The sequence below is a fragment of the Roseateles sp. genome (assembly GCF_039929605.1).
Lineage (GTDB): Bacteria > Pseudomonadota > Gammaproteobacteria > Burkholderiales > Burkholderiaceae_C > Pelomonas.
Genome location: NZ_JBDSQX010000069.1, coordinates 27,289 through 42,769 on the forward strand (window position 1 = coordinate 27,289; position 15,481 = coordinate 42,769).

Here is a 15,481-nt window from a genome sequence, read left to right on the forward strand (position 1 = left end):
TTCGCAAGGGGTCCAGATGAGCATTGCTCAACGCAATAACGTTCAGGTCATTGGCGAGGGCGCGGCAACGGTCGTGTTCGCGCATGGCTTTGGTTGCGACCAGAGCATGTGGCGGCTGCTGGCGCCCCAATACGCGCGTCGTTTCAAGGTCGTCACGTTCGACCTGGTCGGCAGCGGCCGGTCCGACCTGGGCGCCTACGACCGCCAGAAGTACAGCACGCTGGGTGGTTATGCCGAGGACTTGGTAGAGATCGTCCAGGAGTTCGGCTCGGGGCCGGTCATCCTCGTCGGCCATTCGGTCAGCGCCATGATCGGCCTGCTGGCCGGATTGCGCGCACCGGGCGCCATCGCCGCGCACATCATGGTCGGCCCGTCGCCCTGCTACATCAATGACGGCGACTACGTGGGCGGCTTTTCGCGCCAAGACATCGACGGCCTGCTCGACATGCTCGAGTCCAACTACCTCGGTTGGGCCAGCAACATGGCGCCCGCCATCATGGGCGCGCCCGACCGGCCGGAACTCGGCCAGGAGCTGGCGGAAAGCTTTTGCCGCACCGACCCCGAGATCGCCAAGCAGTTCGCGCGCGTGACCTTCCTGTCGGACAACCGAAGCGACCTGATCAAGCTGCAGGAACCGACGCTGATCCTGCAGTCCACCGAAGACATCATTGCGCCAGTGGCCGTCGGCGACTACATGCACCGGATGCTGCCGCGCTCGACGCTGGAGCTCGTCGACAACGTCGGCCACTGCCCGCACCTCAGCGCGCCCAGCGCGAGCGAGCAGGCCATCGACCGCTTCGTGGCCGCGCTTAACCTCTGACCGTGGCGCCTTCCCCACCCGCGTGCCCCCCGCTCGAGCAGTTGCTCGACGAGGTGCCCGTCGGGCTGCTGGTGACGGACGCCTCGGGAACGATCACCAGCGTGAACCGCACGCTGTGTACCTGGGCCGGCTACAGCGCGGCAGAGCTGATCGGGCTGAAGAAGCTGCAGGACCTCTTCAACGTGGGCGGGCGCATCTTTTACCAGACGCACTGGCTGCCCATCCTGCAGATCCAGGGCTCCATCTCCGAGGTCAAGTTCGACCTCAAGCGCAGCGATGGCGGGTTGCTGACCGTCATGCTGAACGCCGTTCGCAAGGGCACCGGCGCGGCGGCCTACGACGTGGTGTCCGTCATCGTGGCCGAGGAGAGGAACAAGTACGAGCGCCAACTGCTGCTGGAGCGCAAGCGCTCGGAAGCGCTGGCCGAGAAGGAGGTGCGCGCGCAGGAGGTGCTGCAGGTGGCCGAGTCGCAGCTGCGGCAGGCTGTGCGCGTGGGCGGGCTGCACCTGTGGAGCGCCGACGAGACAGGCACGCGCCGCTTCGAGCCGTCCGTGGCGGCGCTGCTCGCGCTCGACGTGGCCGCGACGGTGGGCGAGGCCGAGTTCCTCGGTGCCATCCACGCGAAGGACCGCGAGGGCGAAGAGCTGTCGTTCCGGAACGCGCTGGCCGACCCGTCCGTCGTGCACAGCTGGAGCTTCGGCATCCGCGACGCGCGCGGCCACGACAAGATCCTGATTTCCTCCGGCCAGGCTTTTGCCAACGCCAGCGGGGCGCAGCAGCGGTTTGTCGGCGTGCTGCGCGACATCACCGAGCTGGCGCGCAAGAGCGCCGAAGCCGAGGACCGTGCCCTGTTCGCCGAACAGATGATGGGCATCGTCAGCCACGACCTACGCAACCCGCTGGCGGCCATCACCATGGGTGCCAGCGCCATTGGCCGAGACGCCACGTTGAGCGCCCGGCACGCCAAGGTGCTGGACAACATCAACCGCTCATCGCGCCGCGCCCGCCGGCTCATCGACGAGCTGCTCGACTTCACGCTGGTGCGCGTGGGGCACGGCCTGACCGTGGCCCACAAGCCGGCCAACCTGCACGAACTGGTCGCGCAGTTGGTGGAGGAGCTGAAGCTGGCCTTCCCGGCCAACCCGATCAGCCACACCGCCCACGGGTCGGCAGGCTGCAAGGTCGACCCCGACCGGATCGCGCAGCTGCTGGGCAACCTGGTGGCCAACGCGGTGACCTATGGCGAGCCGAACGGCCCCATCGCGGTGACCTCCTCACGCGAGGATTGCGAATGCGTTCTCACCGTTCACAACCGCGGCGAGCCCGTGCCACCGGAGATGCTGGAGCGGATGTTCCAGCCGCTCATCCGTGGCGGCACGCGGGATCAATCGACGCGCAGCGTCGGCCTGGGCCTGTTCATCGTCAAGGCCATCGCCGCGGCCCACGGCGGCTCGGTCACCGTGACCTCGTCGCGGGAGCAGGGCACGACGTTCAGGTTCGTGTTCGCCAGCTGAACGGCGCGGCACCGGCGGCGCGTCATCGGCCACGCCCCGAGCGCGGCGCGGGCGGGCTGAGGCGGGCCGGCGGCTTGCGCCGCTCGCTGCGCATCCGCAGGCCCACGAACAGCAGGCCGGCGAGGATCAGCGCATAGGTCTCCGGCTCGGGCGCGCGGGCCTGCAACTCGGCGCCGGTTGGCGCCTGGGTGGCGGCCGGGGCGGCCAGCGCATCCTTGAGCACGTTCATCGTCGGGGTCGCCCCATCCACGCTGTACCGGGCGTAGGCCGAGGTCGCTGCGGGCAGGGCGACCGGCGCGCCGTCTGCCGGGCCACCGCTGAACGCGGGCATGCCCAGCGCCACCGTGAGCACCGTCGCAGACGCTGCGGTCCCGCTCAGCAGAGCAGTGGCCATCAGAGTGAACAGAACAGAGTTCGCACGCATGGGTTCTTCCCTCTCGCAAGCATTGACATCACTTGTCGAGCAGGGATTAGCGGGTTCCATGCCAACTTCGTCGCCGGCCACTCGGGTTGGGGGTGTTTCGAGAGGCGCAAGTCGACTGCAACCAGCGCCGCAATCGCGGCCATAGACAGCTTGGTGCAAGCCTGACCCCTGGCGGCACCGGCCTGGGGCTGCGGGCCTTTGGATGGTGCTGTAACAGCGCGGCCGCCAAGCACGTCGCCAAGGTCAAGATGTTCCAGGCCGACGGCTGGATCGCTCAGGACGGCATGCGTATGGCCACGGTGGCTGGCCGGCTGGGCTGGCGCCGTTCAGCCGGCGTTCAAACGGATGCTCGGGCATGCGCCGGGTGCGGCTCGTGGGGGGAGTTAATCGCCCGGTGAGGCGGGCGGTGTTGGCTAGCATGGCCGCCCACCTAGACCGTTAGGCCACACGCCGGTTTTGCCGGCGCAGGCCTGCCACTCGCATGCGTCACCACCCTGTCTGCTCCTCGGCAATCACGCTGGCCTCCTTACTGCTTGGCGTGACCGCTTGCGGCGGGGGTGGCGACAACCGTGAGTCGGTCGGCTGCACGCTCATCATGCAAACCGACGAGCCCTCTCTCATCGTCGCTTCGGTCCAGAACGCTGCGACCTCTGCGCCCGTTCCCGTGGTCGTCTTGAGCGACATCGCGGTCTACGGCTTGAGTTTCACAGCCGCGTCCTTTTCACCGACTCAGAGCTTGAACGTCCGGCTGGTCGGCAATAGCCTGGAATGCACGCTGCCCTGCGGATTCACGACATCGACGGGCGACATTTCCTTCACGGTCTCGGCCACCGGCTACACCCCGAAAAAGGTGGTCACCAAGGGGGCCTACGCAACCAGCTACGGCAGCTGCCCGCCGACGAACACGGGTGGAAATCGGATCGCGGTGAAGTTGGAGCCCGTCTAGGCGCCGTGGCCCAAGCGGCTTGTCCGCCCAGATCTCCGGCACGACACCCACCGGTGCCCGTCAGGGGCGTCGCCGCCATCTACGCCGACCCCGAGCGCGACTGGAACCTGCCCTCGCTGCCGACGTCATGGGCGCCTCGCGCTACAGCGTCGCCGACGCCTTGACGCGCACGATGGGCAAGAGTCCGGCGAGGCCTGTCGCCAAGTTCAAGATGTGCCAGGCCCGCCGTTGGATGGCGCAGGGCGGCATGCGCGTGGCCACGGCGGCGGACCGGCCGGACTACGAGTCAGCGTCGTCGTTCGGCCGGTCGTTCAAAAGGGTAATCGGGTATGCGCCGAGTGCGGCGCGGGTGGGTGAGATGGGCGGCTTTAGAGGGACTACTTCAGGCTGACAGCGGCCCATCAACGCACGAGGCTTGAGGCAACGCCGACGACAAACAGCCCCGCATAGACTGCAAACACTCCGATCACCCCTCGCGAAAACCATGTGTTCGCCGTGACCCCGGTTGATCGCCTGCGCGCGGCCAGCAAAAGCGCGAAGCTGACCAGCGACGACACGGAGCCCACCAACAAAACGGCCCCCAACAGGACGGTGCCGTTCTCAAAGCCGACAGAAACGAGCCCGGCCGGAAGTAGCACAAGGATCGCGCCGACTGCTAAGCCGAACGCGGCGAAGCACCCAAAGACAACACAAAGCCTGGCAGCCATCGTTTTCCTCCCGATTGCGCACTGCGCTACGTCGCGCGCGCCCGTTCAGCGGATCTTGAGTTGCAGCAAGCCATTCGCTGAGCCTATCCCAATGGCTGCTCCCGCCCTGCAAAGCAGCCTTCGTGCAAACTTGAAGCAAAACAAATAAAAAGGGCCCACGGCGAATGCCGTGGGCCCTTTTTCTAAACGGCTCTAGTTTTCAGAACGGAATGTCGTCATCCATATCATCAAACCCCGTCGACGCCTTGGGCGCCGGGGCCGGAGCACGCTGGGGTGCCGGGCGCTGAGCGGCTGCCGGGGGCCGGGCCGCCGCAGCACGGGGAGCACCGCCGCCGCCGCGCTCGTCGCCGCCACCCGCGTCATTGCCACGGCCGTAGCTGCCGCCACCGCCCTCGTCGCCACCGCCCTGGCCGTCACGGCCGCCGAGCAGCTGCATTTCCTGCGCGACGATTTCGGTCGTGTAGGTGTCGCGGCCTTCCTTGTCTTGGTACTTGCGGGTCTTCAGGCGGCCCTCGACGTAGAGCGGGCGGCCCTTCTTGACGTACTCGCCGACGATCTCGGCCAGGCGGTCGTTGAAGACGACGCGGTGCCATTCGGTCTCTTCCTGGCGCTCGCCGCTTTCGCGGTTCTTCCAGTTGCGGGTGGTGGCCAGGCTGAGGGTGACCCAGGCGCCGCCGCTGGGGTTGTAGCGAACCTCGGGGTCTTTGCCGACGTTGCCGATGAGGATGACTTTGTTGACGCTGGCCATGACGCTCGTCCGAATTCGATGGGGAGGGGGCGAATTATGACGGCGGGCGAGGAGCCTGCACGGCTCAGCGTACGGCCCGCGTTGGGCTTGGCGAGGGCGCAGGCAAGGCGCGAGGACGAAGTGGGCTCGCGCCCACGAGGATCGAGCAACGCCGCATGCGCCCTTGCCATGCCCAACGCGGAGGGCCGGGGTGAGTTGCGGCGCCCTGCAGCGTCGCCTGCGCCTTGCCGGTCACCGCAACTCGACTACGGCGCGGGCCATAGGCTGGGCCGTGCAGGCTCCTGAACCCCGGAGACCGCATCCCGCACCCCGGGGGCCGCACTTCGTCTCCCCGCGCGCCAGCCGGCCGCAGGCCCTCCCTAAGATGAAGCCATGACCACCCCCGCCGCCATGCCCAGCAGCCGCCGCCCCAACCGGCGGATGTGGTTGGCGTACGCCGGGGCCTGCGCGCTGGCGTGGTGCCTGTTCGTGCTGGCCGGCAGCGAGTTCGACCGGGGCCTGGACCCGTTCTGGCTGGCCGTCTACCAGGCCACCACCATGCTGTGGGCGCCCATGCTGCTGGGCGTCGCCATCTGGCCGGTGGCGCGCCGGCTGCAGGCCAGCGACGCCGGCCAAGCCGCCACGGCCATGGCCCACGTCCTGGCGGCGGTGGTGTTCTCGGCCTGCTGGCAGGCGGGCGAGTTCGCCGTCAACGCGGTCCTGTTCGGGGGCGACCACGCCGGCGCCGTGCTCGTGGCCGGCCTGTTGTGGCACTCCGTCTGGGGCCTCGTCGTCTACGCGGCCATCGCCACGGCCTTCACGGCGGTGCTGCAGGCGCGGGCGGCGCGCGGCGCAGCGGTGGCGGCGGCCCAGGCCGAGAGCGCGCTTGCCCGCGCCGAGCTGTCGGCCATCAGCGGCAAGCTAAACCCGCATTTCCTGTTCAACACGCTGAACTCGCTGATCGCGCTGACCCGCAAGGACCCTGCCCGCGCCGAGGCCGCGCTGCTGCAGTTCGCGTCCATGCTGCGCTACGTGCTGGACACGAAACGCGGCGCCGAGGACCGCGTCATGCTGGCCGACGAAGTGGACTTCCTGCGCGACTACCTGGCGCTGGAAGCGCTGCGCCTGGGCACCCGGCTGCGCGTGGACTGGCAGCTGGAAGAGCGCACGCTGGCCGACGAGCTACCGCCGCTGACGCTGCAGCCGCTGGTGGAAAACTCCATCCTGCACGCCGTGGCACCGCGCAAAGGTGGCGGCTGCGTCACCATCACCGCGCGCCGCAACGCCCTCAACCAGGGCCTGGACCTGGCCGTGGCCGATGACGGCCCCGGCTGCGAACCCGAGGCGCTGGAGCCCCAACCTGGCCAGCGTCGTGGCGTGGGCCTGGCGGCGCTGAAGAAGCGTTTCGCGCTCGACTACGACGGCCGCGCGCGCCTGCGCATCCACACCGCTCCCGGCGCCGGCTTCCGCGTCGACCTGTTCATACCGCAAACATGACCACGACCACCACCGTTCTCATCGCCGAAGACGAGCCCCTCGCCGCCGAGGCGCTGGCCGACTGGGTCAAGGCCACGCCGGGCCTGCAGCTGGTGGCCGTCTGCGCCGATGGCGAGGACGCGCTGGAGCAGATCCGCGCGCTCAAGCCCGCATTGGTGCTGACCGACATCCAGATGCCCGGCATGACCGGCCTGCAGGTGGTGCGCGAGATCCAGCACGACGCCCACCAGCCGCGCATCATCTTCACCACGGCCTATGACGAGCACGCGCTGACGGCCTTCGAGCTGCACGCGGTCGACTACCTGCTCAAGCCCTTCTCGCGCGAGCGCTTCGACGAGGCCGTGGCCCATGTGCTGCGCGACGCTGCCCCCACCACCGCCGAAGTGGCCCAGGCGCTGGGCACGCCGGCCGACGCGCCGCTGACCCGCCTGCTCGTGCGCGACCAGGGCAAGATTTTCCCGCTGCAGGTGGAGGCCATCGAGAGCCTGCGCTCTGACAACAAATACACCGCCATCACAGCCAAGGGCCGCAGCTTCCTCGTGCGCCTGCCCATCGCCAGCTTCGAGACGCGGCTGGACCCGGCGCGCTTCCTGCGCTTGCAACGTGGCTGCATCGTCAACCTGGACTTCGTCGACAGCATGACGCCCGACGAGAACTCCCAGCTCGTCGTGCAGCTGCGCGACGGCACGCGCATCACGGCCAACCGCGAGGTGTCCAAGATGCTGAGGGAGCAATCCCTGTGAACAGGCGCCTGCTGCCGTGTTTGCTGCTTGTGCTGGCGGGCCTTGCCGGCGCGCAGGCAGCGCCGCCCGCGCCACCGGCTGGCCCGGCGCCGCTGCCGCGTCCGTCGCCTCCCGTGCCGCCCGTTGGCCCCGGCAAGGTCTACGCCCCCGGCGAGTTTGACCGCCTGGAGCTGGGCGGCGCAGCCCGCGTCCTCCTCGTGCAGGGCGACCGCGACCAGGCCTTCATCGCCGGCGACGCCGAGGTGCAGGAGGGTGTCGAGGTCGAGCTGGCCGACCGCCAGCTCGTCATCCGGCCCACCGGCGGCTGGAAGTTCTGGCACAGCGGCAAGCTCTTCGTGCAGGTCGAAATGCGCCAGCTGCGCGCGCTCTCCGTCTCCGGCGCCAGCGACGTGCACGCGCCCGGGCCGCTGCAATGCGAGCAGCTCAAGCTCAGCATCAGCGGCGCCGGCATCGTCCGGCTGGACCAACTGCAGGCCCGCCAGCTCACCTTCGGCATCAGCGGCGCCGGCGAAGGCCAGTTCGGCGGCCGCGTGGAAGAGCTGGCGCTGCAGATCTCCGGCAAGGGCAAGGTCACTGCCCATCGCCTGCAGGCGCAGCGGGCGCGCGTCAACGTCAGCGGCCTGGGCAACGTGCTGCTCTGGGTGACCGACGATCTCGCCGCCCACATCTCCGGCGTCGGCTCGGTCGACTACTTCGGCAACCCGTCGGTGCAGCGCTCGGTGTCGGGCATGGGCTCGATCTCGGGCAAGGGCGACAGGCCGGGCGACAGGGCGACCGACAAGCGCTGAGTCGTCACTGTTGGGGTTGCGCCCGCCGCCGCTGCGCCGTCCACTGCTGGGCTGCTCACGTGCAGGAGGAAAACCGCCATGCCGCATCCCGTCAAGATCATCAGCCCCTACGACTTGACGTCGGGGGATCCCTTCCCGATCGACCTCTACGGCCAGTGCTTTCTGGCGCAGGGCGACTCGTGGTTCTCGATCGGCGCCATCCCGCCCTTCAAGACCTCCAACGTGCTCGAAGAACTGCGCCTGGAGCGCGGCGCCGTCGCGGTGAACTGCGCAGCGCCCGGCGCCGTGCTCAAGCGCATGGTGGAGAGCGTCAAGGCGCCCAACTTCGCCAACCAGCTAAGCGGCAAGGTCGCCACGCGCTGGAGCGCAGTCCTCGTCTCCGGCGGCGGCAACGACCTCATCGAGGCCATCGGCTCACCGCCCAGCGCGCCGCGCGGCCAGCGCCTGCTGCTGACGCCCGCCGAACGCGGCAACCCGCCCGACGCGGCCGGCTACCTCAGCGACGACGGTTGGCAGACCTTCAGCGTCTACCTGGGCGCCGTCTTCGACGGGTTGATGGACCTGCGCGACCGCGGCATCAACAAGCAGACGCCGCTGCTGCTGCACAACTACGCGCTGCTGCGCCCGCGCCCCGCCTCGGCCGGTGCGGGCTTCGGCCCCTGGCTGCAGCCGGCGATGCTGGCCTTCCAGGTGCCGGACCCCGAATGGCTGGCCATCGGCCAGTTGCTGATGAAGCGCCTGGGCCAGCTGCTATCCGACCTGGCCGCGCAGCGCACCGCCGCCCACCCCGGCGCTGGCCCCATCCAGATCATCGACAGCCAGGCCGCCAAACTCGTGCTGGCCGACGCCGGCAGCAGCGGCGCCTCGGGCGACTGGGCCAACGAGATCCATCCCACCCGCGCCGGCTACGTCAAGGTGGCCGCCAAGTGGGCCGAGGCGCTGGACGCGCTGCCGGACGACGCCTGAGCTTCTGGCCCAATACGGGCATGGACGACCTGCACACCCTGGAACAACGCATCACCGACCTCGAGATCAAGGCCAGCTTTGCCGAGGACACCGTGGAGCAGCTCAACGCGGTTGTCGTGCGCCAGCAGGCCCAGATCGACCGGCTGATCCGCGAGCTGGTGGAGCTGCGCAATCGCGCCACCGCCGAGCCGGGCGCGCAGGTCAATCTGCGAGATGAGCTGCCGCCGCATTACTGAATGCGCATGGCGAACGCTCCGACGAAGACTGCAGCGGCACGACTGGCTCTTGCGGCGTGGATTGCGCTCGTAAGTGGCTGTGCCCTGCTGCCATTCGGCGACGACTACGACGCCTCGACGCGCGCAACGGACGGGATGGCGCCGCGCAACCCCGCCCGCGGAGCCCGGACCATGCGTGTCACCACGGGAACGCCGCCCGATTTCGACGTGCGCCTAGTGACTTTCTATTCGCAGTTCCATCCGCAGCCGAATGGCAGCATGCAGTTGCTTCCCCGTTCCGGCCAGGTGGCCGATGGCTGCTGGTGGTCCAGATCCTCGTTCCTCCAGGAAGAGCGCTTCCACTTTACGCGGGTGTTCCATTACCCCGTCGAGCCGGGCACGTCCACCCAGGATCTCGTGCTCGACGAGGTGCTTGCGGGGACGTGCCACCTCGGCATCACCGGCATCGGCTACGAGGTGACGCTGAAGGCGAGAAAGGGCGAGCGCTACCTGGTTCGCTTTGACATCGCCGTCGAAGAGGGCGGGGCGCTGTCCGCGCAGGCGACTGTCCGATGCGGCTTGCGTGCCGTTCAGGCAGGCGGGAAGCCGCAGCTGCGCTGCGAGCGCGATGGCCGGCGCAACGCTCCGTTTGTCGGGCCTCTCGCCCCGTCGGGCGCGGCGTTGACGCTCGATTTCGTCGCGATGGACGATGCGTCGAAGTGACGCGCCGTCTCGCCGTCAAGCCTCACCGTCCCAGTAGTCCAGCCCCGCCTCGCGCCGCTGCAACAGACGCAGGTCCTGAGAGAAAACACCGACCTTGCCCGAATCCGGGTACTCGCAGACCTCGGGCTTCTCCATCGTGCTGATGCTGAGGTAGTGCAGCGGCGCGTTCGAGGTGTTGATGATGTGGTGCGGGTACTCCGGCCCCGGCGGGATGGTGATGACGTCGCCGGCCTTGATCGGCACGCGCTCACCGGCGACGCGCAAGGTGCCCTCGCCCTGCAGGATGACGAACATCTCTTCCTCTGCGTGGTGGAGGTGGTAAGGGCAGCTCATCTGGCCCGGCGCCACGATGTCGATGCTGGCGCCGAGCTTCTTCGCCGCGGTCCCTTTGGTGAGGCTGGCGGTCTCGCTGTCGTAGAGCGGCGGGCGCACGAAGCGCTCGCGCGGCACGTCGTTGAAATTGCGGATCAGCCGCTCGCGCAGTTGGGCGGGTGTGTTCATTGGGAAGCTCCTGGGACAATGGCGGCGTGAACCCGCCCGCGCATCTTCCCGAACCTACCGCCGACCTGCAATCCGCTGCACACCAGGTCCTGTCAGCAGTTTTCGGCTACACGGCCTTCCGGGGCCAGCAGGCCGAGATCGTCGAGCAGGTGGCCGCCGGCGGCGACGCGCTGGTGCTGATGCCCACGGGTGGCGGCAAAAGCCTGTGTTACCAGGTGCCGGCCATCGTGCGCCACACGCGTGGCCAGGGCGTCGCCATCGTCGTCAGCCCGCTGATTGCGCTGATGCACGACCAGGTCGGCGCGCTGGAGGAGGCCGGCGTGCACGCCGCCTTCCTCAACAGCAGCCAGACCGGCGAAGAGGCCAGCCGCATCGAGCGCGAGATGATGAGCGGGCGGCTGACGCTGCTGTACGCCGCGCCCGAGCGACTCACCACGCCACGCTTCCTGGCCCAGTTGGAGTCGCTGAACGAGCGCGGCCTGCTGTCGATGTTCGCTATCGACGAGGCGCATTGCGTCAGCCAGTGGGGGCACGACTTCCGCTCGGAGTACCTGCAGCTGAGCCTGCTGCACGAGCGCTTCCCCGAGGTGCCGCGCGTCGCGCTGACGGCCACCGCCGACGACCTGACCCGCGCCGACATCATCCAGCGGCTGCAGCTGCAGGACGCGCGCGTCTTCATCAGCAGCTTCGACCGGCCCAACATCCGCTACCTCATCGCCGAGAAGACGGCCTCGCCACGCGAGCAGCTGCTGCGCTTCGTGCGCGACGAGCACGAGGGCGAGGCCGGCATCGTCTACTGCCAGAGCCGCAAGAAGGTGGACGAGACGGCGGTGTGGCTGGAGAGCGAGGGCATCAAGGCGCTGCCGTACCACGCCGGCCTGGATGCCGACGTGCGCCGCCGCCATCAGGACCGCTTCCTGCGCGAGGAAGGCCTCGTCATGGTCGCCACCATCGCCTTCGGCATGGGCATCGACAAGCCCGACGTGCGCTTCGTGGCCCACCTGGACCTGCCCAAGAACATCGAGAGCTACTACCAGGAGACCGGCCGCGCCGGCCGCGACGGCGCGCCGGCCGAGGCCTGGATGACCTACGGCCTGGCCGACGTCGTCAACCAGCGCCGCATGATCGACGACAGCCCGGCCGACGAGGTCTTCAAGCAGGGCCAGCGCGGCAAGCTGGACGCACTGCTGGCGCTGGCGGAGGCGACGGACTGCCGGCGTGTGCGGCTATTGAGCTACTTCGGCGAAGAGAGCATTCGTTGCGGCAACTGCGACAACTGCCTGAACCCGCCGCAGACCTGGGACGGCACTGAAGCGGCGCGCAAGCTGCTGAGCTGCATCTACCGCTTCCACCAGCGCGGCGAGCGCTTCGGCGCCGGCCATCTCATCGACGTGCTGCGCGGCAAGGCGACCGACAAGACGCGCCAGTACAGCCACGACAGGCTGTCCACCTGGGCGGTTGGCGCCGACCTGTCCGAGCAGCAGTGGCGGGCCGTGCTGCGCCAACTCATCTCGTTAGGCCACGTGGCCGCCGAGGGCGAGTTCAACACGCTGGCGCTGCAGGACAGCGCGCGGGCGGTGCTCAAGGGCGAGGTGGAGTTGCGCCTGCGTGAGGCCGAGGAGAAGAAGCCGCGCGGCAAGGCCGGTCGCGCCAGCACGGGCAAGCCCAAGGTCGACCCGGCGCTGGGGCTGGACGCCGAGGCGCAGGACCGCTTCGAGGCGCTGAAGGCCTGGCGGTCGGAAGTGGCCAAGGAGCATGGGCTGCCGGCTTACGTGATCTTCCAGAACACGACGCTGGCCGAGATGGCGCGGCAGGTGCCGGGCGACCTGACGGAGCTGGGCGAAATCAGCGGCGTTGGCGCCAAGAAGCTGGAAGCCTACGGCACCGAGATCCTTCGAGTGCTCGGCCGCTGATGCAGCAGCCTATCGTTGGCTTTCATGTCGACGATGAGGGCCACTGGGTCGCCGAGCTGGCCTGCGGCCACAACCAGCACACCCGCCACGACCCGCCCTGGCAGAACCGGCCCTGGACGCAGAGCGCGCAAGGCCGGGCCGGCGCGCTGGGCCAGCGGCTGGACTGCCTGAAGTGCGATCAGGCCGCGCCGCGCGACCGGGCCTAGCTTTTCTCGGCTCAGGTTGTCGGGACGAAGTTCACCACGATCGACCCGTACTTGGGCTTGGGGCCACCGCTGCGCACCAGGATCAGCACCGTGAAGCTGAAGCGCTCACCGCCGGCCACGTTCTTGAACCCGGCGGGGTACTTCATCTCCGTGCAGCTGTCCGAGAACGACACCAGGCAGCCGAAGTTCTCAGTGAAGCTGTTGTTGACGATCTCGGTGGGCAACTGGTGGGCCAGTTCGTAGGCTTCGCCCACACCCTTGATCGCGTCGACGATGCCTTTGAAGTAGTCGAAGATTTCCTTGAACGACTTGGGCTCTGAGGGCGGCTTCAGAGACTTGCCGGCGGCTGTGAGCGCGTTCACCGCCGAGGCGCCGATCAGGTAGGCATCGGCGCCCGCCATCTCGGCAGCGCTGGTGTTGCGCAGCTCGATGGTGCTGTTCGGGTAGTTGTAGGCGTAGGGGCCGCCGACCGACGAGGCCGAATGCACGCCTTCGATGATCAGTGTCTGGGTGAGGAACTTGTCGAGCAGGTCCTTTGTGACGAGCAGCGTCATCATGTTCTGGATCTGCGACAGGCCCTGGCCGTACATGCCGTCGATGAGCTTGCCGATGGGACCGAGCGCGTTGAGCAGGCCCGACAGCAGGAACTGAGGCGAGGCGCTGCCGCCCGACGCCTGGTGCCAGGCGGTGAGCGCCTGGCGGCTGGCGCTGCCGTCTGCCGCGCGCGTGGTCGACAGCGCCTTGACCGCGAGCGCGGCGGCCGTGTTCAGGTTCGGGTTTGCCACCGCCACCACGGAGGTCGCCGCCTGCGTCACCGCGCGGTCGGCAATGGCGCGCATCGTGACGGGCATGTCCTGCGTGAGCAGGCGGTTGAGCAGAGCGGCATTGGCCACCAGGCCGTGGGCACTGGGCTGGGCGCCAGGGGACTTCAGAGCAGCCGCGATGCCGGTCAGGTCCGCCAGGTATTGGGTGAGCAGCGCGGTGTTGTCGGCGTCCGACCCGGTGGTCGCGCGCAGCAGCGCCGTGATCTGCGCGAGCTTGGCTTGCAACTGGGCTACCGCGCCGGCGTACACGGCGTCGGCGGGCGTGCCGGTGAGACCGGCCGCGCTGAGCTTGGACGCCTCGGGCACAAAGCCGGCGTCCGGCGCGAACGGGCTGCCGAAGTAGAGGATGTTCGGGTCGATGCGGTTGCCGGCGTCTGTGATGGCCGCCTTCAGCATGGCCACGGCGGAGTTGTCGTTGCGGGCCACAGCGTCACGCAGCAGGCCGAGGTTGTTCACCAGGCTGGCATGGTTGGCCGACAGATCGGCGAACTGGCCGGAGTTGGCCGACTGGCCGTTGTTGGCCACGACGACGAAGTCCGCGCGCGCCACCAGGCTGCCCAGCGTGGCTTGCACGCTGAAGCCGCCGCGCGTGTCCGCCGAGGTCAGGATCTGGTTGCCGCTGACCGTGGGCAAGGCGCCGAGCGAGCCGCCGGCAGGCGCGATCACTTGCAGGGTCAACGCGGGCGTTGGGTCGATGACGGTGCCGCCGGCGTCGGTCACGGTGGGCTGGATGGCCAGCCTGCCACCCGCGCCGATCACGCCCTGGTTGAGCGCGAGGCGCAGGCCGCTGGGCACGGCGCCGCTGGCGGTGAAGGTCCACGCCAACTGGCTGAGCTGGAAGGCTTGCTGGCGGTCCTGGCGCAGCGTGATGGTGCCGGCGGGCGTGAGGCTGGCGCTGGCGGCGATGTCACCCACGGTCACGCCGCCCTGCACGATGGTGGTGCCCGCGCCTGCGGCCGTCAGCTGGGCCTTGAGGCCGGTCTGCGCCAGGGCGCCGTTCTGCACCGTGATGCGGAACTCATATTCAAAGAGCGTGCGGCCGATGCGCTTCTCGCTGAGCTTGGTCAGGCTCGTGACGCTGGCAGCGGTGGCTGCGCTGACCGCCAGCGCCTGGGCGCTTGGGGCCTCCGTGGCGGTGGCGAAGGGCGCCGTGTCCTGCCCGCCGCCGCCGCAGGCGCTCAACAGCAATGCGGTGGCCAGGCCGGGCAGCCAGCTGCGGCGCGGTGCGCCGAGATCGGGGCTCATGCTGCCTCTCCGGCGCGGCGGCGCGAGCACCACAGGCCCAGCGCGAGCGCGCCGGCGAGCAGCAAGGCGTACTGCGCGGGCTCGGGCACGACGGCGGTCTGGCCGCTGGCGACGACGGCGAAGTTCGAGTCGAGGATGTCGAAATTGAGCGCACCGGGCTGGCCGGCGCCCAGGTAGCTGAACTTGACCAGCCAGCCGGCTTGCGATTGACCTGCGGTCAGACCTGGAGCGGGCGCTGGCAACAGGCCGTCAAGGTAGCCCGGCGAGGCCAGCGCCGCGTCTGGCTGCACCACGAGGCTGTCCCAGGTGGCGGGCGCGGCTTGCAGCGTCAGCGTGCTGAAGCTGGCTTCGGGGAAATAGACGCTGAACTCCGAAACGCTGGCCGGCGTGCCGTCGGCATGCAGCGTGAACGCCACCTGCCAATCCGTGCCGCCCAACCATTCGTAGACGGCGTCGATGCCGGCGGCCTTTGCAGGCCCGCAGGCCAGGGCGATTGCGAACAGACCACTGGACCACTGGACGGATTTCATCGGCACTCCCCTGTTGCGCGGCCGAGCCCACACGGGCCTGGCGAAGAGGCGGATGCTAGGCAGCCAGTCGCTGGCCGCCATCCCCATGCTGTGACAAATCAGGCCGTCCGGGCCTGCGATTCGTGGGGGTCAGCAGGCGGCAGGGGCCACGCAGGCCGACGCGACCTGGGTGCCGTCGGCCGCTGCATCCCG

General features: G+C 69.0%; 18 protein-coding genes. 12 read left to right on the forward strand and 6 right to left on the reverse strand.

Going from position 1 to position 15,481, the window contains the following annotated elements:
• The first annotated feature begins 16 nt into the window (after positions 1 to 16).
• Positions 17 to 820, forward strand: coding sequence for an alpha/beta hydrolase (locus ABIS05_RS09675; protein WP_348013167.1), 804 nt, complete (start codon positions 17 to 19; stop codon positions 818 to 820).
• Positions 821 to 822: 2 nt separating this feature from the next.
• Entirely contained in the window at positions 823 to 2,334 is a 1,512-nt protein-coding gene (locus ABIS05_RS09680) for a PAS domain-containing sensor histidine kinase (protein ID WP_348013168.1), read from the forward strand.
• Between the two features lie 22 nt (positions 2,335 to 2,356).
• Here ABIS05_RS09680 and ABIS05_RS09685 read toward each other — a convergent pair whose 3' ends face one another.
• Positions 2,357 to 2,728, reverse strand: a complete 372-nt coding sequence (locus tag ABIS05_RS09685; RefSeq protein WP_348013169.1) for a PEP-CTERM sorting domain-containing protein — start codon at positions 2,726 to 2,728, stop codon at positions 2,357 to 2,359.
• Positions 2,729 to 3,239: 511 nt separating this feature from the next.
• Between ABIS05_RS09685 and ABIS05_RS09690 the strand changes: the two genes are divergently transcribed.
• Both ABIS05_RS09690 and ABIS05_RS09695 read left to right on the forward strand, forming a co-directional pair.
• Positions 3,240 to 3,704, forward strand: a complete 465-nt coding sequence (locus ABIS05_RS09690) for a hypothetical protein (protein ID WP_348013170.1) — start codon at positions 3,240 to 3,242, stop codon at positions 3,702 to 3,704.
• Positions 3,705 to 3,876: 172 nt separating this feature from the next.
• Complete coding sequence (locus ABIS05_RS09695) at positions 3,877 to 4,095, forward strand: AraC family transcriptional regulator (RefSeq protein WP_348013185.1); 219 nt, start codon at positions 3,877 to 3,879, stop codon at positions 4,093 to 4,095.
• Positions 4,096 to 4,105: 10 nt separating this feature from the next.
• Here the strand turns inward: ABIS05_RS09695 and ABIS05_RS09700 are convergent, their stop codons facing one another.
• Both ABIS05_RS09700 and ssb read right to left on the reverse strand, forming a co-directional pair.
• On the reverse strand, positions 4,106 to 4,411 hold the full coding sequence (locus ABIS05_RS09700; RefSeq protein WP_348013171.1) for a hypothetical protein: 306 nt from the start codon (positions 4,409 to 4,411) through the stop codon (positions 4,106 to 4,108).
• Between the two features lie 199 nt (positions 4,412 to 4,610).
• Positions 4,611 to 5,159, reverse strand: coding sequence for a single-stranded DNA-binding protein (ssb, locus tag ABIS05_RS09705; RefSeq protein ID WP_348013172.1), 549 nt, complete (start codon positions 5,157 to 5,159; stop codon positions 4,611 to 4,613).
• Between the two features lie 372 nt (positions 5,160 to 5,531).
• On the opposite strand from ssb, the gene ABIS05_RS09710 reads away from it, so the two are divergent.
• The 6 genes from ABIS05_RS09710 to ABIS05_RS09735 all read left to right on the forward strand — a co-directional run bounded on the left by ABIS05_RS09710 (position 5,532) and on the right by ABIS05_RS09735 (position 10,070).
• The gene (locus tag ABIS05_RS09710; RefSeq protein WP_348013173.1) at positions 5,532 to 6,635 is read left to right on the forward strand and encodes a histidine kinase; all 1,104 of its coding nucleotides are present in this window, start codon (positions 5,532 to 5,534) and stop codon (positions 6,633 to 6,635) included.
• Positions 6,632 to 7,378, forward strand: a complete 747-nt coding sequence (locus tag ABIS05_RS09715) for a LytTR family DNA-binding domain-containing protein (RefSeq protein WP_348013174.1) — start codon at positions 6,632 to 6,634, stop codon at positions 7,376 to 7,378. The genes ABIS05_RS09710 and ABIS05_RS09715 overlap by 4 nt, the downstream gene beginning before the upstream one ends.
• Complete coding sequence (locus ABIS05_RS09720) at positions 7,375 to 8,166, forward strand: head GIN domain-containing protein (protein WP_348013175.1); 792 nt, start codon at positions 7,375 to 7,377, stop codon at positions 8,164 to 8,166. The genes ABIS05_RS09715 and ABIS05_RS09720 overlap by 4 nt, the downstream gene beginning before the upstream one ends.
• 78 nt (positions 8,167 to 8,244) lie before the next feature.
• A complete protein-coding gene (locus ABIS05_RS09725) occupies positions 8,245 to 9,132 on the forward strand; it encodes a hypothetical protein (protein ID WP_348013176.1) in 888 nt (295 codons plus the stop codon).
• Positions 9,133 to 9,152: 20 nt separating this feature from the next.
• Positions 9,153 to 9,368, forward strand: a complete 216-nt coding sequence (locus tag ABIS05_RS09730) for a SlyX family protein (RefSeq protein ID WP_348013177.1) — start codon at positions 9,153 to 9,155, stop codon at positions 9,366 to 9,368.
• A 6-nt stretch (positions 9,369 to 9,374) separates the two neighbouring features.
• Positions 9,375 to 10,070 (forward strand): hypothetical protein, encoded by a 696-nt coding sequence (locus ABIS05_RS09735; protein WP_348013178.1) that lies wholly within the window; start codon positions 9,375 to 9,377, stop codon positions 10,068 to 10,070.
• Positions 10,071 to 10,085: 15 nt separating this feature from the next.
• Here ABIS05_RS09735 and ABIS05_RS09740 read toward each other — a convergent pair whose 3' ends face one another.
• Positions 10,086 to 10,571 carry a cupin domain-containing protein gene (locus tag ABIS05_RS09740; protein ID WP_348013179.1) on the reverse strand — a complete coding sequence of 162 codons (486 nt, stop codon included), beginning with the start codon at positions 10,569 to 10,571 and terminating at the stop codon, positions 10,086 to 10,088.
• Between the two features lie 26 nt (positions 10,572 to 10,597).
• Here ABIS05_RS09740 and recQ point away from each other — a divergent pair, with 26 nt between their 5' ends.
• Positions 10,598 to 12,484 (forward strand): DNA helicase RecQ, encoded by a 1,887-nt coding sequence (gene recQ, locus ABIS05_RS09745; RefSeq protein ID WP_348013180.1) that lies wholly within the window; start codon positions 10,598 to 10,600, stop codon positions 12,482 to 12,484.
• On the forward strand, positions 12,484 to 12,690 hold the full coding sequence (locus ABIS05_RS09750) for a DUF3565 domain-containing protein (RefSeq protein ID WP_348013181.1): 207 nt from the start codon (positions 12,484 to 12,486) through the stop codon (positions 12,688 to 12,690). The genes recQ and ABIS05_RS09750 overlap by 1 nt, the downstream gene beginning before the upstream one ends.
• 11 nt (positions 12,691 to 12,701) lie before the next feature.
• On the opposite strand, the gene ABIS05_RS09755 is transcribed toward ABIS05_RS09750, so the two are convergent.
• Together ABIS05_RS09755 and ABIS05_RS09760 are read right to left on the reverse strand one after the other, a co-directional pair.
• On the reverse strand, positions 12,702 to 14,759 hold the full coding sequence (locus ABIS05_RS09755) for a hypothetical protein (protein ID WP_348013182.1): 2,058 nt from the start codon (positions 14,757 to 14,759) through the stop codon (positions 12,702 to 12,704).
• Entirely contained in the window at positions 14,756 to 15,289 is a 534-nt protein-coding gene (locus ABIS05_RS09760; RefSeq protein WP_348013183.1) for a PEP-CTERM sorting domain-containing protein, read from the reverse strand. Before ABIS05_RS09760 ends, ABIS05_RS09755 begins: the two co-directional genes overlap by 4 nt.
• Positions 15,290 to 15,481: the final 192 nt, after the last annotated feature.